Origin of the sequence: Pseudophaeobacter sp. (assembly GCF_048267565.1) — a bacterium.
In the GTDB taxonomy this organism is placed as follows: domain Bacteria; phylum Pseudomonadota; class Alphaproteobacteria; order Rhodobacterales; family Rhodobacteraceae; genus Pseudophaeobacter; species Pseudophaeobacter profundi.
In genome coordinates, this window is the sequence record NZ_JBLWXG010000007.1 from 113,720 (window position 1) to 136,023 (window position 22,304).

20 protein-coding genes are annotated in these 22,304 nt (G+C 58.5%); 2 read left to right on the top strand and 18 right to left on the bottom strand.

Annotation, left to right across the window (positions count from 1 at the left end; all coding sequences use genetic code 11):
- Positions 1 to 127: 127 nt before the first annotated feature.
- The 12 genes from ACN0VH_RS15370 to ACN0VH_RS15425 form a co-directional block, all read right to left on the bottom strand.
- Positions 128 to 634: a prepilin peptidase gene (locus tag ACN0VH_RS15370; protein WP_278921347.1), complete on the bottom strand. Its 507-nt coding sequence runs from the start codon at positions 632 to 634 to the stop codon at positions 128 to 130.
- Positions 635 to 636: 2 nt separating this feature from the next.
- Positions 637 to 1,485 (bottom strand): tetratricopeptide repeat protein, encoded by an 849-nt coding sequence (locus tag ACN0VH_RS15375; protein WP_278921346.1) that lies wholly within the window; start codon positions 1,483 to 1,485, stop codon positions 637 to 639.
- Positions 1,486 to 1,510: 25 nt separating this feature from the next.
- Positions 1,511 to 2,119 (bottom strand): tetratricopeptide repeat protein, encoded by a 609-nt coding sequence (locus ACN0VH_RS15380; RefSeq protein ID WP_278921345.1) that lies wholly within the window; start codon positions 2,117 to 2,119, stop codon positions 1,511 to 1,513.
- A 2-nt stretch (positions 2,120 to 2,121) separates the two neighbouring features.
- Positions 2,122 to 3,102 carry a type II secretion system F family protein gene (locus ACN0VH_RS15385; protein ID WP_278921344.1) on the bottom strand — a complete coding sequence of 327 codons (981 nt, stop codon included), beginning with the start codon at positions 3,100 to 3,102 and terminating at the stop codon, positions 2,122 to 2,124.
- A gap of 10 nt (positions 3,103 to 3,112) precedes the next feature.
- Positions 3,113 to 4,081, bottom strand: a complete 969-nt coding sequence (locus ACN0VH_RS15390; protein ID WP_278921343.1) for a type II secretion system F family protein — start codon at positions 4,079 to 4,081, stop codon at positions 3,113 to 3,115.
- A 2-nt stretch (positions 4,082 to 4,083) separates the two neighbouring features.
- Positions 4,084 to 5,532, bottom strand: a complete 1,449-nt coding sequence (locus tag ACN0VH_RS15395) for a TadA family conjugal transfer-associated ATPase (protein ID WP_417701091.1) — start codon at positions 5,530 to 5,532, stop codon at positions 4,084 to 4,086.
- Positions 5,533 to 5,576: 44 nt separating this feature from the next.
- Positions 5,577 to 6,815, bottom strand: coding sequence for a CpaE/TadZ family protein (locus tag ACN0VH_RS15400; RefSeq protein WP_278921341.1), 1,239 nt, complete (start codon positions 6,813 to 6,815; stop codon positions 5,577 to 5,579).
- 139 nt (positions 6,816 to 6,954) lie between these two features.
- A complete protein-coding gene (locus ACN0VH_RS15405) occupies positions 6,955 to 7,584 on the bottom strand; it encodes an OmpA family protein (protein ID WP_417701093.1) in 630 nt (209 codons plus the stop codon).
- A gap of 20 nt (positions 7,585 to 7,604) precedes the next feature.
- Positions 7,605 to 9,008, bottom strand: coding sequence for a type II and III secretion system protein family protein (locus tag ACN0VH_RS15410; RefSeq protein ID WP_417701095.1), 1,404 nt, complete (start codon positions 9,006 to 9,008; stop codon positions 7,605 to 7,607).
- Positions 9,009 to 9,250: 242 nt separating this feature from the next.
- Positions 9,251 to 10,111 (bottom strand): Flp pilus assembly protein CpaB, encoded by an 861-nt coding sequence (gene cpaB / locus ACN0VH_RS15415; RefSeq protein ID WP_417701096.1) that lies wholly within the window; start codon positions 10,109 to 10,111, stop codon positions 9,251 to 9,253.
- A 116-nt stretch (positions 10,112 to 10,227) separates the two neighbouring features.
- On the bottom strand, positions 10,228 to 10,404 hold the full coding sequence (locus ACN0VH_RS15420) for a hypothetical protein (protein ID WP_278921337.1): 177 nt from the start codon (positions 10,402 to 10,404) through the stop codon (positions 10,228 to 10,230).
- Between the two features lie 113 nt (positions 10,405 to 10,517).
- Positions 10,518 to 10,727, bottom strand: a complete 210-nt coding sequence (locus ACN0VH_RS15425; protein ID WP_417701097.1) for a hypothetical protein — start codon at positions 10,725 to 10,727, stop codon at positions 10,518 to 10,520.
- 361 nt (positions 10,728 to 11,088) lie between these two features.
- Here ACN0VH_RS15425 and ACN0VH_RS15430 point away from each other — a divergent pair, with 361 nt between their 5' ends.
- Positions 11,089 to 11,982 (top strand): lytic transglycosylase domain-containing protein, encoded by an 894-nt coding sequence (locus ACN0VH_RS15430; RefSeq protein WP_278921335.1) that lies wholly within the window; start codon positions 11,089 to 11,091, stop codon positions 11,980 to 11,982.
- A 72-nt stretch (positions 11,983 to 12,054) separates the two neighbouring features.
- Here ACN0VH_RS15430 and ACN0VH_RS15435 read toward each other — a convergent pair whose 3' ends face one another.
- The 6 genes from ACN0VH_RS15435 to tldD form a co-directional block, all read right to left on the bottom strand.
- Entirely contained in the window at positions 12,055 to 13,089 is a 1,035-nt protein-coding gene (locus ACN0VH_RS15435) for a fatty acid desaturase (RefSeq protein WP_278921334.1), read from the bottom strand.
- Between the two features lie 347 nt (positions 13,090 to 13,436).
- Positions 13,437 to 14,066, bottom strand: coding sequence for a 3-oxoacid CoA-transferase subunit B (locus ACN0VH_RS15440; protein WP_278921333.1), 630 nt, complete (start codon positions 14,064 to 14,066; stop codon positions 13,437 to 13,439).
- Positions 14,067 to 14,069: 3 nt separating this feature from the next.
- Positions 14,070 to 14,792 (bottom strand): CoA transferase subunit A, encoded by a 723-nt coding sequence (locus tag ACN0VH_RS15445; RefSeq protein WP_278921332.1) that lies wholly within the window; start codon positions 14,790 to 14,792, stop codon positions 14,070 to 14,072.
- Between the two features lie 433 nt (positions 14,793 to 15,225).
- A complete protein-coding gene (gene topA, locus ACN0VH_RS15450) occupies positions 15,226 to 17,922 on the bottom strand; it encodes a type I DNA topoisomerase (RefSeq protein ID WP_278921331.1) in 2,697 nt (898 codons plus the stop codon).
- 268 nt (positions 17,923 to 18,190) lie between these two features.
- Positions 18,191 to 19,477, bottom strand: coding sequence for a DNA-processing protein DprA (gene dprA / locus ACN0VH_RS15455; protein ID WP_278921330.1), 1,287 nt, complete (start codon positions 19,475 to 19,477; stop codon positions 18,191 to 18,193).
- A 309-nt stretch (positions 19,478 to 19,786) separates the two neighbouring features.
- Positions 19,787 to 21,208, bottom strand: coding sequence for a metalloprotease TldD (gene tldD / locus ACN0VH_RS15460; RefSeq protein WP_417701098.1), 1,422 nt, complete (start codon positions 21,206 to 21,208; stop codon positions 19,787 to 19,789).
- Positions 21,209 to 21,403: 195 nt separating this feature from the next.
- Here tldD and coxB point away from each other — a divergent pair, with 195 nt between their 5' ends.
- Positions 21,404 to 22,243, top strand: coding sequence for a cytochrome c oxidase subunit II (coxB, locus tag ACN0VH_RS15465; protein WP_278921328.1), 840 nt, complete (start codon positions 21,404 to 21,406; stop codon positions 22,241 to 22,243).
- The last annotated feature ends 61 nt before the right edge of the window (positions 22,244 to 22,304 follow it).

A 22,304-nucleotide genomic window follows, 5' to 3' on the forward strand; every position in this document is an offset into this window, starting at 1 on the left:
GACTGAGGCAAAGCCATAGCATTTTGGCGATAGGCTGCGGCGAATTTGAAATGGATTGGCGGCAATGGGCGATTTCTGCCCCAGCCTGAGGTTTGTCATCGGGGATCGCCGCCGTTAAAAATCGCCTTCAGCGCCCGAAACAGGCCACCAGTATCAGATAGATGGCCAAGGTCCCACCAAGGCTAAAGCCCATGGGGAATTTCTTGCCGACGTTCCAGCTGCTCCAACTGGGTGCGAGGCTGCGCAGGGGGGTAAATTTTGTCAGGCGATGGGTGGCAAAGGCGGCCAGCAGGTTGGCAGAGTAGATCATCACCAGAGCAGGGAGGTCTGCCAGGACAACCAGCGGCGCAGCCGCGCCGATGAATTTGGCATCCCCAGCCCCCATGACCCCGGCGGAAAAGAACACAAACCCCAGCGCGACGCCAATCGGCAGGTGCAGCAGTTGCCAGCCATAGTCAGCCCAAGTCGGCATGATGAATAGCCCAAGGATCACATAGACTGCGCCGAGGCTGTCATTGATCCAGTTGGGGATGCGCATCATGCTCAGGTCGGTATAGGCGGCCGCGAAACACAGCGGTAGCACAAAGGGCAGGAACCAGCGGGCAACCTCGGCCGAGCCGACAAGCCCCACCATGATCAGCTGTTCTCCAGGGCGTCCAACGCCTTGGCTGCGGCCTCAAAGTGCTGCGGGTGGGTGGCCACGGCCTGACGCAGCAGGCCTTCGCCTGTCTTTACATCGCCCTGTTTGACCGCTGCAAGCGCCAGCGTATGCAGCAACTTGGCCTGTTCGGTCTGGGTCATGGACATCACCGGCAGATCATAGTTGCGCTGTGCGCCGCGGGCCAGAACCAGATTGTTCTTTGCGGTGAACAGGCTTTGATCCTGATGGATGGCTTCGCCAAACAGCCGCTCTGCCTCGCGGTAGTCGCCGCGGGTCAGCTTGGAGTATCCCCAGTTGTTCATGATCTTGGCGGGGCTGGTGGTCAGGCCTGCGGCGATTTCATAAAAACTGTCGGCGCGTTTCCAATCCTCATTGGCATCTGCCACCATGGCTTCCAGGCGATAGCGTTGGTAGGTTTCATGGGTGGGCGGAATGGCGTTCAGTGCGACCTTGGCCCCCTCCCAGTCGCCGGTGCGGATCTGGGCATCGGCCAGACCGAGATGATCATCGTTGTTTGCCTCTGGCAGAGCGACCACCTTTTTCCAGGCCGCGACGGCTTCGGTGTTGCGCTTGGCGCGGATCAACGAAATGGCCAGGCCGCGCTGCAGGTCGATCCTGTCGGGGCTGTCCTTGACGGTGTCGCGGAAGTAATTCACCGCCTGATTGGGATCAGCCACCGTCATCATCACGTCGTTGAGGTTGCTTTCGTCAATGACATTGACGTCCTGAAAGGCGCGTTCAACGGTTTCATCCGCATCTTTCTCGCAGGCCGACAGCGCCAGTGCGCCTGCCAGACATGCAGATGTTAGAAATACATGGCGCATTTTGCGTCCCTTTGCTGCTCTGCCTCTAGAGATCGGGGGTTTTGCGAATTGCGTAGCTTCCCCCGCCCTGTTGCACCAACTTATAGATGTTGCTTTCTGTGCTTTGCGGCCCAGTATGGGGGGTATTTTCAAATTTTTCGAGGGCCATGCGCAAATTATCCCGAATTGCGTCACTTTCGCCATTGTCGAGCGCATAGGCGCGCTTGAGAATTTGCACCGCCTCGGGGGTTTTGCCGCGTTCAAGCAGCACGACACCCAGATTATTGTGCGGGGCTGCCCAGTCAGGGGCGGCTTTGATGGCGCGCCGCAGCAGGTCTTCGGCCTGACCCAACCGCCGAAGCCCAAGGTTGGCAGAGCCGAGGCTGGACAGGATTTCCGGCGTTAGCCCGTGGTCCAGCGTGGCCCGCATAAACGCATCCAGGGCCAGTTCGTATTCTTCCGCCGCCATCAGGCGATGCCCCACCACCAGCGGATCTTCGCCCTCTTGCCGGGTGTCGACGCCCGGGGCCCAGGTGCCAGAGGTGTTTTCGGAAATTGCAGATGGAGAACAGCCAACTGCCACCCAGCAGAAAGCAAGGGCGGCAGTGCGCGGTCCATATCGGAAAACGGAAAAGATCCGTTTGAATGTCGTCATCATCAGTTGCCAGTGTTGCCCATATTCGCAATGTTTTGCATCGACGGACCAACGAGGATTATCAGCAGCGGCGGCACCGTCAGCATCATTGTGGCGATGGTCATCTTCACTGGCAACTTATTTGCGGCCTCTTCGGCGCGCATGACTCGTTTATCTCGCATTTCGGCGGCATAGACCCGCAGCGCTTCGGCGATCGAGGTCCCAAAGGCCGCAGATTGGATCATCACGGTCACAAAAGAGGAAATGTCCTGCACCCCACAGCGGGTGCCCATGTCGCGCAGCACCTTTTCCTTGTCCTTGCCGGCCTTCATTTCCTGGGCGACAATTTCAAATTCAAAGGCCAGCTGCGGGTAGGAGGCCTGCAATTCAGACGCAACGCGCACGATGGATTGATCCAGTGATTGACCGGCTTCAACGCAGACCAGCATCATATCAAGCGAATCCGGGAAACCGGATTCGATTTCTTCCTTGCGCTCGGCAATGCGGCGGGTGACCCAGTATTTTGGCAGCAGATAGCCCGCACCACCGGGGCCAATGATCCGCAACACCATGGCCTGGGTGTCGAATTTGAAATCGGCGTTCAGCACATAGACATAGAATAGCCCGGCTGCCAGGCCAAGCAACCCCAAGGCCATCTGGGCAAAGTGAAACACCCGTACTGCATCCTTGGAGGCATAGCCCGCCTGGCGCAGCTTCAACTCCATCGCTGAGAGCTCTTCGGCGTTTTGTGGTTCCAGGAAGCTGGCAAATTTTTGCAACTGCTCGTTGCGGTTTTTTTGGCGCAGGCGCTCTGTTTGCGGCTTGTTGCTGGGGCCGGGGGCTATCTCGCGCTGCAGCTTGCTGAGTGGATCTTCTGGCTGGTTCAGCAGCAAAAGAACGGCCAGCAGAACCATAAACACGCCCAGCACCCCCAGTACCAAAAGCGGGCCAAAGGCGCCAAATTGGTCGGTCAGGAATGTTTCTATTGTGGTCAGGATGCTCATGTCGTGCTCCTCATACCTTGATGTTGGTCAGGACGCGCATGACAAACAGATTGACCGTTAGCATGATCCCAACAAAGAAACAGGCAGGAATGAACCAGGGGTGATCCATGACGCCGTCATAGTAGTGTGGATCCTTGACCAGGGTGCCAATCAGCGCCAGCAAGGGAAAGGCAGACAGGAATTTGCCTGACCACTGGGCCTCGGCCGTGATCGCCTTGACCCGGCGAAACAGGCGGAATCGTGCCCGGATCACCTTGGCCAGGCCGGCCAGCACTTCGGCCAGGTTGCCGCCTGATTGCTGCTGGATGGTCACCGCCACCGACAAAAACCGCAGATCCTGAATATCAAGTCGTTCGGCCATTTCCTTCAGGGCTTCGCCAATATCGCGGCCATAGGTGCTTTCATCTGCGATGATGCCAAATTCGGTGGCCAGCGGGTCTTCGATCTCATTGGCGACGATCTGCACAGTCGAATTGAACGGATGGCCGACACGCAGGCTGCGCACCATCAGCTCAACCGCATCGGGCAGTTGCTCTTCGATCATGCTCATGCGTTTAGCGGCTTTTTTGTTGACCCAGAAGAACACACCGCCAATGCCGATGACAATCGCGGCCAGGATCCGCGCGGGCAGGGGGGTGCCGGTGCCGATGCTCAGCCCGATAAAGGCAAAGGTGGCAAGGCCCGCCATGATCAGCATCAATTGCTTGGGACTAAAGGCAATTGCCGCCTTCTGTGCCCGTTCCGCCAGCAAGGAGTAGAGCGGGATGGTCTTGGATTTCCCATGTTGCCCCATCTCTTTGCGCAGCTGCTCCAGTACCTGTTGACGGGAACTGCCCTTTTCCATCATTTCAAGGCGACGGTTGACCTGGCTGTTCAGCCGGATGGATTTGCCAAAGGCAACCAGGTAGATGCCTTCGACCAGCACCACCACCCCAACAAAGATCAATAGATAGATGACCGGCTCTGCACTCAGTTGCATGTTCAGACCTCCACTTGGCTGGGTTCGTAGATCGACGGCGGCAGATCATAGCCCCAGAGGCGGAAGCGCTCGGAATAGTGGCTGCGCACACCGCTGGCGGTGAAATGGCCAATAATCTTGTTGTCGGGGGTCAGGCCTACGCGCTGAAAGCGGAACAGCTCTTGCATGGAGATGACATCGCCTTCCATGCCGGTGATTTCGGTGATCGACGTCATGCGGCGAGAGCCATCCTGCAGGCGCGAGGCCTGTACAATCACGTTTACCGCTGAAGAGATCTGGCTGCGGACTGCCTTGATTGGCATCTCCATGCCGGCCATGGCGATCATGTTTTCCAGTCGTGAAATCCCATCGCGCGCCGAGTTGGCGTGAATGGTGGTCATCGACCCATCGTGGCCAGTGTTCATCGCCTGCAGCATGTCGATGACTTCTTCGCCACGGGTTTCACCGACGATGATGCGATCAGGCCGCATCCGCAGGGCGTTTTTCAGACAGTCGCGCGGGGAAACTTCGCCTTTGCCTTCCACATTGGGTGGGCGGCTTTCCATCCGGCCCACATGGGTCTGTTGCAGCTGCAGTTCGGCGGTGTCTTCGATGGTGAGGATACGTTCGGAATTATCGATAAACGAGGATAGCGCGTTCAACGTGGTGGTTTTACCAGAACCGGTCCCGCCCGAGACGATCACGTTGAGCCGGGTGGAGACCGCCGCCTGGAGGTAGGCGGCCATTTCTTCTGTGAAGGCGCCAAATTCAACCAGATCATCAATGCCGAGTTTGTCCTTTTTGAACTTTCGGATCGACACCAGCGAACCATCCACCGCAACCGGGGGGACCATGGCGTTGAAACGCGAGCCATCGGCAAGGCGGGCATCGACATAAGGGTTGCTTTCATCGACCCGGCGGCCAACGGCCGAGACGATCTTGTCGATGATCCGCATCAGGTGCTTTTCATCCTTGAAGGCGATATTGCTCAGCTGCAGTTTACCGCTGCGCTCGATAAAGATCTGATGCGGACCATTGACAAGAATATCGCTGACCGTGTCATCCTGCAGCAGGGTCTCTAGCGGGCCAAGGCCGGTCACCTCGTCGTAGAGTTCCTTGTTCAGGGTCATGCGGTCTTCGCGGTTGAGCACAATGCCCTTTTCCTCGAGCAGCTCTGAGGCGATGGCCGATATCTCGCCGCGCAATTCCGCTTCCGGGGCGGTTTCCAGGGCTGCCAGATTGAGGTTTTCCAGCAGATCGCGGTGCAGCTGAACCTTGATGTCGCTCAGTCTCTCCTGGCGTTTGCGCTCTTTGTCCTGGGCTGTGGCCTCGGCGGCTATGCGCGCGGTTGTGGGGCGGCGCAGGCTTGCGCTCGGCTTGGCGGCAGGCACGGGGGTTGCGGCAGCTAGGGCCGCTGGTTTGGCGATTTCTGCTTTTGGTTTGGTGACTGGCTTCTTGTATTTGGAAAACATGAGAGACCCCCAAGGTTGCTCTATGACGTTTCAGAGGTTCGAAACTAGGCGGCGGCCTCGGCCTCACTGGCCCCCAGATCATGCAGAGAGCGCGCCAATTTGGCGATTTCTTTGCGCAGGGGGTTCTTGGCGTTGGACATGGCCAGTGGCAGCCCGTGATCGCAGCTTTGGGCGATGGGCTTGCCGCCATCTGGCAGCTGCAGATCAATGGCAATGTCCAGGCTTTCGGCCATCCGTTTGACGCGACTCTTACCGCTGAGATCGGTGAACTTTGGCGCCCGGTTCAGGGCAAAGCGCAGCTTGTCAAAAGGCAGGCCTTCGGATTGCAGCGCCCGTTTCAGCCGCAGCGCGTTCTGGGCAGAGCGCATGTCCAGCTCGATCAGGGCGAAATACACATGCGCCATTTGCAGGATGGTTTCAGACCATTGCACCAGCGTATGAGGCATATCAATGATGACAAAATCAAAATGGCTGCGGGCCATTTCCACCACGCGTTCCACATCTTCAACCGTGATGAATTCAAGCGGGATCATTTCGCTGGGTGCGGTCAGCACCTGCAGTTTTTCCTGAAACGGCAACAGGGCCTGGCCAAACATTTCGGCATCCATGTTCTCGGTTTCGTTGAACATCTCCATCACCACCTCTCGGCGGGGCAGGTCCAGATAGGTAGAGACAGACCCCTGCTGCATGTCGAAATCCAACAGGCAGACCGAAGGCGATTTCTGTGTGCTGATCTCTGCCAGTTCCCAAGCGAGATTCACGGCCAGGGTGGTCGAACCGGTGCCTCCGGCCAGCCCGTGGCAAACGATCACCGCGCCTTCACGGCGGGAGTTTTCCTGCAATGGGTGCAGGGTGCTTGCGGCGACGGGCTCTGGTTCAGGTGTGCTCAGCCGGTCAATTGCCGCCTGTAATTCGCGTTCGGGCAGCGGGTAGGGGATGAATTCATCAGCCCCCTGGCGCAGCAGGGTATGCAATGCCGCCGGGCTGACTTCTTCGGCGATCAGGATTACCTTGATGTCGCGCGCCTTGGCCTGGCTGATGATCTCTCCCATCTGGGCCAGGTTGGCTTCGTCTTCGCCATCCATCGCCAGGGCTACAAATTCAAGGGTTTCGGCTTCGGGTTGGGCAAAGAAGGCCAGGGTTTCGTTAAAGCCCAGATCGCCCCAGGCCTCGCCCAGGGCCGCTTCCATGTCTTCAATCAAGAGGTCAAAGTTCTGCACGTCGCGGCTGATGGTGCAGGCGACAATGGCAGGGGTTTCTGTTTGCGGCACTTCACTGCTCATCGACATCATCCTCTTGGTTTCAAAGTCGCCTGACGCAAGACGGAACGCAGGTTACCTCTGAGGCTCAATGTCGATGAAGATCTGGGCAAGATTGGGGCCAAAAAGCCCCAAATGTAGGGAATTGTTAAAGGAACCTTACCTATTCCAGGTTGGTGTTCAGCGCTTGATCGGAGGTAAGCGTGGTATTGGATACTGCGCTGGCCACATAGTCCCGGTAGATGATCTGCGCATATTTCCCATCCAGAACCGTAGGATGGCGCTTCAGAAAGCCGCTGACTTCGGTCACGGTGCGGCGATTGCGGCGTTCGGCCTGTTGGGTCAGGATCAGCGGCTGGCTTTCCCCCTGCGATACCATGGCCTCCAGGCGATTGCGGCTGATACCACGGCTGACCAGATGGTTGACGGCAGCGCGGGCGCGGCGCAGGCCCAGACGTTTGTTGTAGCTGCTGCTGCCAACAGAATCGGTATGACCATAGACGCGGAAGCGCACTTCGGGGAATTGCTTGATCCAGCTGGCCTGGCGATCCAGAACCGCGCGGGCTTCGCCGTCCAGCCTGGCGTCATCAAAAGCAAAATTGATGGTGGTTGGCACTTCCTCGGCAAAGCGCGTCGCCAGTTGGATGGCATAGGCGTCTTCGCCGCTCATCATCGCGGCGTTGTTGCGCGTCGATGCCCCCAGAAGGCTTTCATCAAGTGGCTCTCCTGCCTGATTATAGCTGCAGGCTGAGATGCTAAGAACCAGCCCAACGAGGGTCATGCTTTTGATCATTTTCCCGGTCATCCTTTAGGTCAGTCCATCACATAGCCGTAAGAGCCATTGAAGTCTTGCTTGGCAACTTCGCTGGCGGGGCCTTTCTGTGTATTGGCCGTACGGCCCAGCAGGAACAGTTCAGCCTCGCTTGGCGGCTTGATGCGATCGGTCGGCAGGCTGAGGGCTTCGCCACGGGTGGGCGTGACCAGATGGGCGCTGACAATGATCACCAGTTCGGTCTGATTGCGCCGATAGTCGGCGCTGCGGAACAGGCTGCCCAGAATAGGGACGTCACCAATCCATGGCACCTGCGACGTGTTATCAAGGAAATCGTCCTGCACCAGACCAGCCACCGCAAAGCTTTCGCCATCGCGCAGTTCCACGGTGGTAGAGGTTTCACGCCGCGAAAAAGCGCTGATTTCCAGACCGGCTGCGGTAATTGAGTTGCTGGCGTCAATGGCCGAGACCGCGGCGCGCATTTCAAGATTGATCAAGTCGCCGTCTACCACCCGAGGGGTGAAGTTCAGCTCGATCCCGAAGGGTTTGAATTCAATGGTGACAACTCCCGCTTCCTGAGAAACAGGGATGGGGTATTCGCCACCAGCCAGAAACTTTGCTTCCTGACCTGACAGAGCAGAGAGGTTCGGTTCAGCTAGGGTCCGGACCACGCCCTTTTTTTCCAGCGCTTCCAGCAGCAGACCAACCTGCATCGAACCGATGCCAAACTGAAAGGCCAGCGCACCGGCGATGCCGTCCTTGACCTGCAGCGGGTTTCCGATGCCGTTTCCGCCTATGAGGAACTGGCCAGTTTCGCCGCCGGTATTGGGGTTCGTACTGTTGCGGTGACCGCCAGTGACCGACGCGTGCAGCGCCTTGGAGACCGAGCGCTGCATTTCGGCAAAGCGTACCTTGAGCATCACCTGCTGCACGCCACCGACGCTCATCAAATTGCTGACACGTTCGGGGGCGTAGCGTTCGGCCAGATCAAGGGCACGTTGCAGTCGGGCCGCGCTAGAGACATTGCCGGACAGCACGATACCGTCATTGGCCGTGCGGACCTCGATCTTTTCACCGGGCAGGATCTGGCCAAGGCGCTGTTTGAATTCCGACACATCTGCCGCAACCCGGACGTTTACATTGGTGATCAACTGGCCAGAGGCATCCAACAACGTCAGCGTGGTAAGGCCCGGTGATTTGCCCAGCACATAAATGGTACGATCCGATAGGGATGAAATATCGGCGATATTGGGGTTGGCGATGCTCAGCTCGGCAAAGGGGTCGTCGCTTTCGACCACCACTGCGCGGTTCATTGGCACGTCCAAGGTGACAGAGGTGCCGCGCTTGACAACCCGCAGCCCATTGGCCTGCGCCACATCTGGCGCACTCATGCAGAGCAGCGAAAGCCCAGTGAGCGCCGCCGTCATAATTCTACGAATTTTCATGTGACCTGCCTTTCCGATCACGCCTCAATTTCGGGTCTTTTTGCCCGGTGTTGTGGGGCACTGTGCTGCAATTTGTGAATTATTGCAAGAATCAATGGCTTCTGAGGCGGCTTTGCTGTGGGCCGATGGCAACAGACAAAACCGAGCCACCCTTTTGGGATGGCTCGGTATATGGGGCAATTTATTGAGAACACATCAGTTATCGCTCTGGCGAGATGGTGGCCAGGAGGGGGGCGACCGGATCAGTTGGTGCAGGGGATCGGGATCTCGACCACCTCTGCACCGCGTCGGGTGCGGATGGTGCAGACGCGTTTTTGCTCTACCGGCTCTGGTATCTGGCGTTCGCCCAGCCCCAAAAGACTGCGCTGGTTCACTTCTATGACGGAAGCAACAGTATCGTCACCGGCCCCAACAAGCGACAGCGACAGCCGCCCGGTTGTCTGCGCCTGTGCCAGCGCAGCAACCTGTCCGGGCTGTACCGCGACGGTCACGGTGCGGGCGATGGTTGCACCATTGATTTCAGAGCTGGCGCTTTGGTCAACGGCGATCAGTTCAATGCTGGGTTCAATCAGCCGGGTGATTTCCTGATTGCCGCCACTGCTTTGACCGCGTACCGACCCGGTCCAGTAAACGTCGACACGGTCACCGGGGCGCAAAAAGCCAGAAACGCCAGAAGAGACATCAACCTTGATCGCAAAGGCGCGCATGCCGCGCCGCAACTGCGAGGTAATCCCGGCACCCTGGCCTGGATTGGTCAGCTTGGCAGTCAGCAGGGCCTCGTCTTTTTCCATTGTCCGCAGCACAACCCGCAGATCGCCAGGATTGGCCGGGGGGAACAACTCGTCAAGCGAAGTAAAGGCACCCTGGGGGATGGATTCGCTGGGCCAGCGCACCTTGCGCACGGCGTCTTTTGTCAGGCGCTCGCCGTATTTCAGCGGCTTGTTAGCAACAAAAACATCTGTTGTCGGGATCACTTCGCCACGATTGGCGCGTTCCCGTGCAAGCTCATTCTGGTAGGCGGTGATATAGTTCTTGGCCATCATCACGGCGCCACCGGCGAGGGCGACCCCGACAATCAGGACTAATCCAAACACTGCGCGCATGGTTGAGACCTCTCAATTATTGTCCAGACCGGGTCAGAGTTCCCTGGCAAGGTCGGAGCTGTGTCGTGGTAACAGGGCAGGCTCTGCATTCTGCAGCAGCCTGGCTGGCGATGGCGTCAGAAGAAATCGATGCTTTCCAGGTAGATTTGGGTATTCTCCGCCACGGTAGAGATCGCAGTGGGCATCATTGTGTAGATGATGGCAGCCAGTAGAACCACAACCGCCGTCATGACCACCCAGTCTACAGTCACGGCACCGTCGTCACTGGCAATGAACAACCAGAACTTTTTCATAGCACACTCGCAATCGTTCAGCCTAGGACAAGAGGCCGCGTCCTTTTGAAAGACGCGGCCTCGGAACTTATGCAGGCCTAAGCCAATAGCCTAGGAGACAAGACCTTATGGCGTCAGTTTGCGTTCGCACCATCTGCACCAACGGTGTTTACACCGGTGGTGGTGATGAAGGTTGCGGTGTCGCCAGACACGGTGTCTGTGGCGGTTTCGATGGCAGTGTATGCGGCACCGGCCAGGGCAGCGACGGCAGCGGTCAGAACAACCCAGTCAACGGTCACGGCGCCAGAGTCGTCTTTACGGAAGTTTTTGATGAACTTGATCATTGTGTTGTCCCTCCAAAGGATCACTAAATATATTCTATGTCCTGGCGACGTTGTTTCAGGGTCTGTCTCTCTCTCTCACCGACCCTGTGTCGCTTGGATGAATATATATAGCCGGGAGAGCATGGCAGCATTTGGGCTGGAATCTGGAAAACCCTGCCTAAATTTAACTTTTCCACAAGGAGGGTTTTAACTGGTTGATAATGTAGATTTTATTTCTTTACCTTTTATCAACCTCAGAGGCCGTTCAGCGGCAGAACAGGCGAAATAAGGCGATTTTGCCTGATTTGCCCCGCTAAAACTGGCATTTGTCGCCGCGATCGGCGAGTCTGCTGGGCAAAAGACCCTTTGAGCGAGCACGGATATGACCAAGAGATCAATATTGGGACTGCAGGTGTTCTGCGCAGCGCTTGCCCTGGCCCTGGCTCCAGAGCCCGCCGCAGCCCAGCAAAGTGGCAGCGCGACTGGCATTGGCACCGATAATGGCCACGGGGCGGTTGGTGCGAAATCGCCGCCGCCGCCCTTTCCCAGCTTTGAAGCGCGGCGTGTCACCGCGCCAAAGCCGGGTACACCACCAAAGATCACCATCCAGATTACCGAGCCCGCGCCTCTGGCTCGGGTCACCAGTCCAGAGATCACAAGCGGTCCGGCAGGGGAGGCAGCAGAGGTTGGCCGCTATGGCTGGTTCTGGCAGCGGGTCCCTGCCGGGCTAGAGGGCGAAGGGCAGCGCAATCGGCTAGAAAACGCCCTGGCCGCCCTGCAGACCGCGCCCACACCTGTTTCGACGCCGGGCCTGCAGCTGATGCAGCAGATCATACAAGAGCAGGCGGCGCCGATCCTGTTGTCTTCGGCGGGGACAAAGGTTTCGCCTGCGCTGGTCTTGGCGGTGATCGCGGTGGAATCCTCGGGCGAAAGCGATGCGGTGAGTTCGGCGGGCGCTGGTGGGCTGATGCAGCTGATGCCGGATACCGCCGCGCGCTTTGGCGTCGATGACGCGTTGAACGCCGCGCAGAATATCAGCGGTGGGATTAAATATCTGGATTGGCTGCTGGAAGAGTTCTCGGGGGATGCTGTGCTGGCGCTGGCGGGCTACAACGCCGGAGAGGGCGCGGTGCGGGCGCATCAAGGTGTGCCGCCTTTTGCCGAGACCCGCGACTATGTTCCCAAGGTGCTGGCTGCCTACCAGGTGGCACGGGCGCTTTGCCTGACACCCCCCGAGTTGATTTCCGATGGCTGCGTTTTTCGCCAGTTGAAATAGGCATCTGCAGGGGCAGGGGAGGGAACGCGGGGCCAGTCCGTAAGAGCCCCGCGTCTATCGGTGCTGCGCGGCTTAGCCGTAAAGCGCACGCGCCTGAGAGAAAGACAACAGGCGTTTGCTATTCTCGTCCCAGAGATGCAGCCGGGCACAGGACAGGCTCTCTCGGATGGTGAGCCGGTTCTTCATCCCCAGTTCGGAATGATCGCGGATCACCTCTGTCAGGCGGTAAAACGGGATGCGGCTGTAAAGATGATGCACCTGGTGAATGCCGATATTGGCAGAGAACCATTGCAGCACTGCTGGCAGCACATAGTAAGAGCTGCCATTCAATGCCGCATCGTGCAGTTGCCAGTCTTCGGCCGTTTCCCAGTGGGTGGTTTCAAACTGGTGCTGGACATAGAAGAGCCAAACGCCAGCCGTGGCTGCCAGAATAGTCGAGGGCAGAAAGATCAGCAGCAGCGGCAGCAACCCGCCAAAATACCAGATCACCGCCAGCGCTGCCAGAATGGCCAGATTGGTGCCCATGGCGCTGGTCCAGTAGCGCAGGCTGTTCATCAGCCCCAGTGGAATACGGTTCTGCAACAGGAACAGATAGCTAGGCCCCAAGCCAAACAGGGTAAAGGGGCTGCGATAGACCCGGTAGTGCAGTTTGCCAAAGGTCGACAGCGCCTTGTATTCGGCCACGGTCAGCGTATGCACATCGCCCATGCCGCGCTTGTCGAGGTTCCCCGCCGCGCTGTGGTGCTCTGAATGGGTGCGGCGCCACACGTCATAGGGGGTGAGTGTCAGAACCCCCAGCACCCGGCCGACCCAGTCGCTCAGCCGACGGTTCTTGAAAAAGGCACCATGGCCGCAATCATGCTGAATGGTGAACAGGCGCAGCAAAAAGGCCGCATTCAGTACCGATATGCCAAAGGTCAGCCAGTAGCTGATCGAAAGCGCCCACCAGGCCAGGGCCCAAAGCAGGACAAACGGGATGGCACTGACACCAAGCTCAAAGCTGCTGCGTAGTTCATTCGGCTCGCGGTATTTTGCCAGAATCTTCACCCAATCGCGCGAAGACCGCTCCGTTGGTTGCGGTTTGGGAAGGTCATTGGGGTTTGTCATGCGCCTGCCGTATTATCGTTGGAATGTGGACCATCGGATAAACTACCTGTGCTGCTTGGCAAGGTATTTGTGACAGCAATCTGTGCACATGGTCTTTATGCTATCAAAAAAGACGCAGGTATTCTGGGTTTTGAGCTGTAGACCAGCCTTTGGATCCAATGGCCATCTGACGTTACGTTAAGGTCAGGATTGGCAAACACCAAACCGGTGCAATGACTTGGCCGTTCAGATGTGAAAAAGGGCCCAACTGCGCAGGCAGATGGACCCAGGGAATGTCTGCAATGTCTGAAAACACCGCAGCCGATGCCTATTACGGCCCGCTCGGCGGAAATCAGCGCCTTGCGGTTTCAGTTAACAAGCGTTGCCTGTGTTGCGGCCCGCAGCTCGTCTTCGGTGACGCCTTCAGCGCATTCAACGATTTTCAGGCCCCCTTCGACGACATCCAGCACACCAAGGTTGGTGATGATGCGATCCACGACCTTTTGACCGGTGAGGGGCAGGCTGCATTCCTTCAACAGCTTGCTGTCGCCGTGTTTGTTGGTGTGATCCATGACCACAACGACACGGCCAACACCAGCGACCAGATCCATGGCGCCGCCCATGCCTTTGACTAGCTTGCCGGGGATCATCCAGTTTGCCAGGTCGCCGTTTTCGGCCACTTCCATCGCGCCCAGGATGGCCATGGCGATCTTGCCGCCACGGATCATCGCAAAGCTCTGCGCCGAGTCAAAATAGGCGGTCTGCGGCAGTTCGGTGATGGTCTGCTTGCCGGCATTGATCAGGTCGGCATCTTCTTCTCCATCAATGGGGAAGGGGCCCATGCCCAGCATGCCGTTTTCCGATTGCAGGGTCACTTCGACACCTTCGGGAATGTAGTTGGACACCAGAGTTGGAATGCCGATGCCGAGGTTCACATACCAGCCATCCTGCAGTTCCTGCGCTGCGCGGGCGGCCATTTGATTGCGGTCCCATGCCATGGATCAGGCCTCCTGTTTTGCGCGGACTGTGCGCTGTTCGATGCGTTTTTCGTGATCACCCTGGATGATGCGATGCACATAGATGCCGGGCAGGTGGATGCTGTCTGGATCAAGCGAGCCAGTGGGCACGATCTCTTCCACTTCGACCACACAGATCTTGCCACAGGTGGCGGCAGGGGCATTGAAATTGCGCGCCGTCTTGCGGAACACCAGGTTGCCGGTTGCATCTGCTTTCCAGGCCTTGATGATGGCCAGATCGGCAAAGATGCCCTCTTCCATGATATAGGTCTCGGATGCACCATCGGGGCCGGTGGGAAAATCCTTGTGCTCTTTGTGGTCGGCAATCACCGTGCCAACACCGGTCTTGGTGTAAAAGCCTGGGATGCCCGCACCGCCTGCACGCATGCGCTCGGCCAGGGTGCCTTGGGGATTGAACTCCAGCTCCAGCTCGCCGCTCAGGTACTGGCGCATGAATTCAGCGTTTTCACCCACATAGGATGAAATCATCTTTTTGACCTGCTTGGTCTGCAACAGGATGCCAATGCCGAAGTCATCAACGCCTGCGTTGTTGGAGGCAAAGGTCAGATCCTTGGTGCCTGCCTCCTTGATTGCATCGAGCAGAAGCTCGGGAATGCCGCAGAGGCCAAAGCCGCCTGCCGCAATGAACATGCCGTCATGAAGCACCCCATCGAGGGCTTCGGCGGCGTTGGAATAGATCTTTTTCATCGAGTTCTCCCATCAACTGCCAGTTGGGCTTGGTTCTGGTACCAAGACGGTCCAGAGTCAATAATACCGAGACCCGCGCGTATTACTACGGAGCGCCAGGGCCAGGGGGGGGCTCCCGCGCGTTTGTGGTGTTCTGCTGCGCGAAAACACCACAAAACCCTTGGGCCGGGCGCCGGGCTGTGCCCGGCGCAGTCGCGCGATCCTGAGGGTGTGGTTTCGAGTGGAAATGCCACAATGGAGGAGGCGTTTGCTTGGGGGCACCCCAAGCAAACACGCCGCGCCAAAGGCGCGGCGCTGGGCCCAACGGGAGAGGGGGATCCAATGGATCACCTGATCCGGGCGGGAGCGCCCCGCTGATGACCTTGGGCGGATACGCCAATGACCTGGGCGGACACCCGGACGACGCGCCCAAACACGGGCCTAGGCTTCGCTATCAGCCTTCTGTGCCGGTGCCCTTTTGTGCTGCGGGGGCTTTTTTGGCAGCGGTTTTTTTTGCTGCTGGCTTTTTTGCTGCGGCTTTTTTGGCAGGGGCTTTCTTCTTTGCCGGCGCCTTTTTCTTGGCCCCGGATTTACCTGCCTTTTCCGCGATCCATTCCAGCGCCTGCTCCATGGTCACATCTTTGACCTCGACCTCTTTCGGGATCGTGGCATTGACCTTTTCCCATTTCACATAGGGTCCGTAGCGGCCGTCCATGATGTTTATCGCGCCACCGTCCGGGTGGTTGCCCAATTCCCGCAGGGCCTTGGCAGCAGCCCGGCGCCCGCGCCCCGGGTTGTTGCGCTTCTCGGTGATCATTTCCATCGCCCGGTTCATGCCGATTTCAAAAACGTCCAGCGTCTCTTTCAGATTGGCATAGACTGGTTTTTCCTCATCCGGCAGCTGGTGCATGATATAGGGGCCGAACCGCCCGAGGTTTGATGAAATGACACCGCCTTCGGGGTGGGGACCAATTTCACGCGGCAGGGTCAGCAGGGTGACAGCCTGCTCCAACGTGACCTCATTCGGCCCCCAACCCGGCAGGAAATCCTTGCCCTGCTTGGGCAGCGAAGAGCGCGGTGGCTTCTTGTTTTCGGGTGTGGCCTCACCGCGCTGGACATAGGGGCCAAACCGGCCGGATTTCAGATGGATTTCATCGCCATCATCCTCGCCCAGCACCCGTTCGTAGCCCTCGGCACCTTCACCTGAAATGGGGCGGGTATAGACGCATTCGGGGTAGTTGCCGCAGCCGACAAAACCACCGGTGCGCGAAGTCTTCAGGTGCAGCTGCCCCTGGCCGCATTTTGGGCAGATACGGGGGTCGGTACCGTCTTCGCGCGGCGGGTACAGTTGCGGCGCAAGGGTTTCGTCCAGCACATCCAGCACCTCGGAGATGCGCAGATCAGAGGTTTCTGAAATCGCCGCCGAGAAATCGCGCCAAAATTTGCTCAGGATGTCTTTGTAGTCTCGCCCGCCGGCACTTACGTCATCCAGTTCGCCTTCCAGATTCGCGGTGAATTCATAGCCCACGTAGGTGCGGAAGAAGTTCAGCAGGAAGATGGTGACAATCCGGCCCTTGTCTTCGGGGTACAGACGGTTCTTGTCCTTGCGGACATATTCGCGGTCCTGGATCGTGGTAATCACCGAAGCATAGGTCGAGGGGCGGCCAATGCCCAGCTCTTCCATGCGCTTGACCAGGGTTGCTTCGGTAAAGCGGGGGGGCGGCTGGGTATGGTGCTGCAGGCCCAGAACCGCCGCATTGTCGGACAGGATTGCAGCTGTGGTGCCGGCTTTTTCGGCCTGCGCCCCAAGAGAGGAGGCAAATTTCAGTGCCTCGCCCTGCATGATCTGTGGCAGGCGCTTGTCGTCCTCATCCACCACATCATCGCGGCCCTCTTCATAGACCCGCAAAAAACCGTCGAACAGCATGACCTGGCCTGTGGCGCGCAGCATGACCTGGCCATCTTTTGACCCCAGATCAACGGTGGTACGTTCCAGCCGTGCGCCCTCCATCTGGCAGGCGAGTGTCCGCTTCCAGATCAGATCATAAAGCTTGCGTTGGTCATCTTCCGAGACCTTCAGGCTCTTTGCATCGCGGCTCATTTCGGTGGGGCGGATACATTCGTGCGCCTCTTGCGCGTTCTTGGCCTTGTTCTTGTAGATGCGCGGGCTGCTGGGCACATATTCGGCGCCATAGCGGGTGGCAATTTCAGCGCGCGCTTCCTGGACCGCTTCGGGCGCCATGTCGATGCCGTCTGTCCGCATATAGGTGATATAGCCCGCCTCATAGAGCCGCTGTGCCGTGTTCATGCACTGTTTGGCGCCCATGCCGAACTTGCGGCTGGCTTCCTGCTGCAGGGTCGAGGTCATGAAAGGGGCGGAAGGATTGCGCGCGGCAGGCTTGGCCTCGACCGATTGGGCAACCATGTCTCGGCTGGACACCGCCTGCACGGCCAGTTCGGCGGCGGTGGAATTGGCCAGGCTGTATTTGTCGAGCTTGTCGCCCCCAAGGACTGTAAGCCGGGCTTCGAATTCCTGGCCGCGCGGGGTGGCGAGGTTGGCCTTGACCGACCAATATTCCTGCGGATTGAAGGCTTCAATCTCCATCTCGCGCTCAACAATCAGGCGCAGACAGACGGATTGCACGCGGCCCGCCGATCGGGCACCGGGCAATTTGCGCCACAATACCGGCGACAGGTTGAAGCCCACCAGATAGTCCAGCGCACGGCGCGCCAGATAGGCCTCGACCAGGGGCATATCCACCTGACGGGGGTTGCGCATGGCTTCGGCCACGGCCTCTTTGGTGATGGCGTTAAAGGTCACCCGGCTAACGGGGGTATCCTTTTTGATCGACCGCCGTTTGGTCAGCGCCTCTTGCAGATGCCAGCTGATCGCCTCGCCTTCGCGGTCGGGGTCAGTTGCGAGAATCAGTTCGTTGTCTTCTTTCAACGCATCGGCGATGGCTTTGACATGTTTTCGGCTGTCGGCGCCGACTTCCCATGTCATCTCAAAGTCGTTGTCGGTATCAACTGATCCATTCTTTGCAGGCAGGTCACGCACATGGCCGTAGGAGGCCAGAACTGTGTAGTCCGAGCCCAGATACTTATTGATAGTTTTGGCTTTGGCCGGGGATTCGACGACAACAACTGGCATGTAATTCTTTGGCCTCTTATGTGCACTAACGGGCGTTCTATGGCTGCGCAAGTTCAGCGGCGCAAGGGGAGAATGTCAATGAGAGAGCATTGGACGCAGCCCAGACGCTGCAAGCAGAGGGCAAATTACTGGGGAAGCAGATCATAATTTCGGGTGGGTGCCCGACCTGTTTTCGGCGGATTGGCCTGCGCCAGATCGCGGTGCCCTTTTGTGCCCGTCTGGGTCCCGGTCCCGCGCGGCGGCGGGCGCTACAAGGCGGGCGCTGCGCTTAGGGCTTGGTGCTATGGCGGGCGAGGAACCCACCTGGGAAACGTTCGATCTTGCCTTCCAGCTCCAACTCAGTGATCGCGGGGGAAAAGGTCTGGGGCGAAACCTTTAGATCCCGCATGACCTGTTCCGAGGCCGTCGGGCTAGGCCCAAGGCGGGCCAGGATTTGTTGGTGCAACGCTGCGGTTTCTTGCAGGCTGCGGGTCTCGGGCGCGGCAACGGGCAGGTTTGACTGCGCCTGGTTAAGCGCGGAAGGTTGGCCCAACCTGCCTTGGGTCTTGTGGCGGCGCGCAGGCGCGAGGGCAGGCACCGCCGGGTCAGTGTCTGGCGGAAACAGGTCGGTGGCGGCCTGGGCAACCGGTGTTTCGGTTGGTCGGAGCTGCGTGTCAGAGCCAAGCGGCGGCAAGGCGGCAATCACATCCTCGGCGTTGCGTACCAGAATGGCCCCATCGCGGATCAGCGCATTGCAGCCATAGGCGCGGGCATCAAAGGGGTGGCCGGGCACCGCCAGGACATCGCGGCCAAGATCCAGCGCGTCGCGTGCGGTGATCAGGCTGCCAGACCGGCCGGCGGCCTCGACCACGATCACCGCCAGGGAAAGACCGGCAATAATGCGATTGCGGGCGGGAAAATGCCGGGCCTGGGGCGTCTGGCCCATTGGTTGTTCCGACAGGGTCAGCCCCCTGGCGGCAATGTTTTCAGCCAGCGAGGCGTTTTGCGGTGGATAGATGACATCACATCCCCCGGCGAGCACCGCGATTGTGCCATTGTCGAGGCTGGCAAGGTGCGCCGCAGTGTCAATGCCGCGCGCCAGTCCGGAAACCACCGCATAGCCGGCCGCACCCAGGTCCTTGGCAAGGCTGCGCGCCATACGCGTCCCGAGGGACGAGGCATTGCGGGCGCCGACAATGGCAATCATCGGCCGAGTCAGCAGTTGCAGATCTCCAATCGCCCAAATCAGCGGCGGGGCAGACGCAAGCTGCGACAGAGGGGCAGGATAAAGGGGGTCATCAAAGCACAAAAGCCGCGCTTTGGCGGCTTTTGCAGTTGATAGTTCTTTGGCTACTACTGGTGCAGGACATATTTCATACCCTGTGAACCCGGCAGCACGCGCCATTTTAGGCAACGCTTCCAGCGCATTCTGCGCTGAACCATGCTCTGACAGCAGGCGGTGAAAATTTACCGGCCCTACACGTCGAGAGCGCAAAAGACGAAGCCTGGAAAACAAAGTTTCTTCCGTGGTGGGTGGGAGTGGGGGGTGAGTGGAAGAATGTGCTTCTTCAGTCATCCGCGGCTCCGCCTATTTGCTGTTAATGAAATACCCCGGCAATGGTTAACAGGGTGTGAATGTCTGAAAATTATCCAAATTTTTTTGACAAAGACGTCATGCATTTCAGTCACCTCCGTCGTGATGCAGCAGGGCCTTGAAATCCAAAGTGAAAGATTGGATTCGCCGGGGCAAGTCTGCCCTGTATTGGCCTTTCTGGATCGTTAAAAACACAAAAAACGCGCCCATACGGGACGCGTTCTTTGGTCTTTGGGCCGCTGGAGCGCGGAAATCTGCGATGGAATCCTGATCTTCTTCCCTGGGATTCTCTTAGGTGGCAGAGCCACCAACCGTCAGCCCGCCCATCAACACGCTGGGCTGGCCAACGCCAACGGGCACCCATTGCCCTGCCTTGCCGCAGTTGCCCATGCCCGGATCCAGCGCCATGTCATTGCCGAGGGCGCGAATTTGTTTCAGCGCGGTGGCGCCGTCGCCAATCAGCGTCGCGCCCTTGACGGGTGCGCCAATCTTGCCGTTTTCCACCCGGTAGGCCTCGGTGCAGGAGAAGACAAATTTGCCATTGGTGATGTCAACCTGGCCGCCACCAAACCCAACGGCCCAGATGCCATCCTTGATATCGCCGACCAGATCGCCGGGATCGCTGTCGCCGCCTAGCATATAGGTATTGGTCATCCGCGGCATCGGCGCATGGGCATAGCTCTGGCGGCGGCCATTGCCGGTGGGTTCGACCCCCATCAGGCGGGCATTCTGGCGGTCCTGCATAAAGCCCACAAGGATGCCATCTTCGATCAGGGTGGTCTTTTGCGAAGGGGTGCCTTCATCATCTACCGTGATGGAGCCGCGCCGGTCTGCGATGGTGCCATCGTCCAGGACGGTGACACCGGGGGCCGCAATGCGCTGGCCCATCAGGCCCGCAAAGGCGGAACTGCCCTTGCGATTGAAATCGCCTTCCAGTCCATGGCCAATGGCTTCGTGCAGCAAAATACCCGGCCAGCCAGGCCCAAGCACAACTTCCATCGCACCGGCCGGGGCTGGGACGGCCTCTAGGTTGACCAGGGCGATCCGCAGGGCCTCTTTGGCTTTGGCCCCCCAGGCGGCGGGATCAATCAGCCCATCCAGGCCGATGCGGCCACCGCCCCCGGCCGAGCCGCTTTCGCGCCGCCCGTCCTGTTCGACAATCACCGAAATGTTCAGTCGGGTCATCGGCCGCGTGTCGCGCACACGCACGCCATCGGCGCGCAGAATTTCAATTTCCTGCAGAGAGGCGGCAATCGAGGCCGAGACCTGTACCACCCGTGGATCCAGGTCGCGGGCAAAGGCATCAATTTCGCGCAGGGTTTCGATCTTGACGGGAAAGGCGTGATCGCCAATCGGGTCGGCATCGCCATAGAGTTTGGTATTGGTGGGTTTCGGGGCATCGGCATAGGTGCCGCCACCGCTGCCAACCGCCAGCCGAGCCGTCTGTGCGGCGCGTTTAAGAGCAGAAATCGATACATCGGTCGAATGGGCATAGCCTGCCACTTCGCCGTTCACCGCCCTCAGCCCAAAGCCTTCGGCTGCATCATAGCTGGCGCTGCGCAGCCTGCCATCATCAAACATCAAGGCTTCGGACTTGTGGCGCTCGACAAAAATCTCGCCATCATCGGCCCCAGTGAGGGTCTTCCGCAGAATGGGCAGCGCCTCATTCTCGGGGAGAAGGGTTTCAAAGGGTCGAAAGGCTGGGTTTTCCATGTCACGGACCTCGGGTTTTTTGATCTAAATCAAGAAAGCGACGCTTTGACGCTTGCCTGCCTCTTTATCTGTACGCCTGAATATGATTTTAAGCAGCATCAAAGACAACGGGTCAGGCGCGTTTTGTGGAATCATCATTTCCGCGGGCGCGATCGGCTGTAGGAACAACACGATCAATAAAGATCAGGACATGATATGAAGAATGCTTTGATGCTTTCGGGCCTTTTTGCTGGCCTTTCCAGTCTTCCAGCCGCCGCGCAAGAAGGGTTGGAAACTATTGGTAAGCCGACAGATGGCGGCCTGAACTTCCAACCGGCGGGAACTGAACTTGCCGAAGGCATCCACCAACTCGACTGGATGATTCTTATCATCATCACGGTCGTTTGCCTCTTTGTCGCGGGGCTGATGCTCTACGCTATCGTGCGGTTCAACCGCCGCGCCAACCCAGAATCGGCGAGCTTTACGCACAACACCCCGATTGAAATCGCCTGGACCCTGATCCCCATTCTGGTGCTTGTGTTCATCGGTTCTTTCTCGCTGCCCGAACTGTTTCGCCAGCAGGAAATCCCTGAAGGTGACGTCACCATCAAGGTGACCGGGTATCAGTGGTACTGGGGCTATGAATATGTCGACCACGAGTTTGGCTTTGAGAGCTTCCTGCTGCCAAAGGACAAACTGGCTGAAAACGGTTTCGCCGAAGATGAATATCTGCTGGCCACCGACACCTCGGTTGTTGTGCCCGTTGGCAAGACCGTCGTGATGCAGGTAACAGGCGCGGATGTGATCCACTCCTGGACGATCCCTGCCTTTGGCGTGAAGCAGGATGCGGTTCCAGGCCGTCTGGCCGAACTGTGGTTCAAGGCGGAAAAAGAAGGTATCTACTTTGGTCAGTGTTCGGAACTGTGCGGTAAGGACCACGCCTATATGCCGATCACCGTCAAAGTGGTCAGCCAAGAGGCCTATGACGCATGGCTGAAAGGCGCAATCGACGAATACGCCGGTCTGCCCCAGTCCTATCAGGTTGCTTCCAACTGAGGCACGCCTCACCAATCGCCTCTTTGGGTGCGCAGAATGGCGCGCCGGGAGAGGCATGAAA

Excerpts from the sequence above, each read along its gene's own strand:
- ACN0VH_RS15395 (WP_417701091.1), bottom strand. The coding sequence starts at position 5,532 with ATGTTTTCCAAATACAAGAAGCCAGTCACCAAACCAAAAGCAGAAATC.
- ACN0VH_RS15420 (WP_278921337.1), bottom strand. The coding sequence starts at position 10,404 with ATGAAAAAGTTCTGGTTGTTCATTGCCAGTGACGACGGTGCCGTGACT.
- ACN0VH_RS15410 (WP_417701095.1), bottom strand. The coding sequence starts at position 9,008 with ATGAAAATTCGTAGAATTATGACGGCGGCGCTCACTGGGCTTTCGCTG.
- ACN0VH_RS15405 (WP_417701093.1), bottom strand. The coding sequence starts at position 7,584 with ATGATCAAAAGCATGACCCTCGTTGGGCTGGTTCTTAGCATCTCAGCC.
- ACN0VH_RS15385 (WP_278921344.1), bottom strand. The coding sequence starts at position 3,102 with ATGAGCATCCTGACCACAATAGAAACATTCCTGACCGACCAATTTGGC.
- ACN0VH_RS15435 (WP_278921334.1), bottom strand. The coding sequence starts at position 13,089 with ATGACAAACCCCAATGACCTTCCCAAACCGCAACCAACGGAGCGGTCT.
- ACN0VH_RS15390 (WP_278921343.1), bottom strand. The coding sequence starts at position 4,081 with ATGCAACTGAGTGCAGAGCCGGTCATCTATCTATTGATCTTTGTTGGG.
- ACN0VH_RS15440 (WP_278921333.1), bottom strand. The coding sequence starts at position 14,066 with ATGGCATGGGACCGCAATCAAATGGCCGCCCGCGCAGCGCAGGAACTG.
- tldD (WP_417701098.1), bottom strand. The coding sequence starts at position 21,208 with ATGGAAAACCCAGCCTTTCGACCCTTTGAAACCCTTCTCCCCGAGAAT.
- ACN0VH_RS15400 (WP_278921341.1), bottom strand. The coding sequence starts at position 6,815 with ATGAGCAGTGAAGTGCCGCAAACAGAAACCCCTGCCATTGTCGCCTGC.
- ACN0VH_RS15445 (WP_278921332.1), bottom strand. The coding sequence starts at position 14,792 with ATGAAAAAGATCTATTCCAACGCCGCCGAAGCCCTCGATGGGGTGCTT.
- cpaB (WP_417701096.1), bottom strand. The coding sequence starts at position 10,111 with ATGCGCGCAGTGTTTGGATTAGTCCTGATTGTCGGGGTCGCCCTCGCC.
- dprA (WP_278921330.1), bottom strand. The coding sequence starts at position 19,477 with ATGACTGAAGAAGCACATTCTTCCACTCACCCCCCACTCCCACCCACC.
- ACN0VH_RS15375 (WP_278921346.1), bottom strand. The coding sequence starts at position 1,485 with ATGCGCCATGTATTTCTAACATCTGCATGTCTGGCAGGCGCACTGGCG.
- coxB (WP_278921328.1), top strand. The coding sequence starts at position 21,404 with ATGAAGAATGCTTTGATGCTTTCGGGCCTTTTTGCTGGCCTTTCCAGT.
- ACN0VH_RS15430 (WP_278921335.1), top strand. The coding sequence starts at position 11,089 with ATGACCAAGAGATCAATATTGGGACTGCAGGTGTTCTGCGCAGCGCTT.
- ACN0VH_RS15370 (WP_278921347.1), bottom strand. The coding sequence starts at position 634 with ATGGTGGGGCTTGTCGGCTCGGCCGAGGTTGCCCGCTGGTTCCTGCCC.
- ACN0VH_RS15380 (WP_278921345.1), bottom strand. The coding sequence starts at position 2,119 with ATGACGACATTCAAACGGATCTTTTCCGTTTTCCGATATGGACCGCGC.
- ACN0VH_RS15425 (WP_417701097.1), bottom strand. The coding sequence starts at position 10,727 with ATGATCAAGTTCATCAAAAACTTCCGTAAAGACGACTCTGGCGCCGTG.
- topA (WP_278921331.1), bottom strand. The coding sequence starts at position 17,922 with ATGCCAGTTGTTGTCGTCGAATCCCCGGCCAAAGCCAAAACTATCAAT.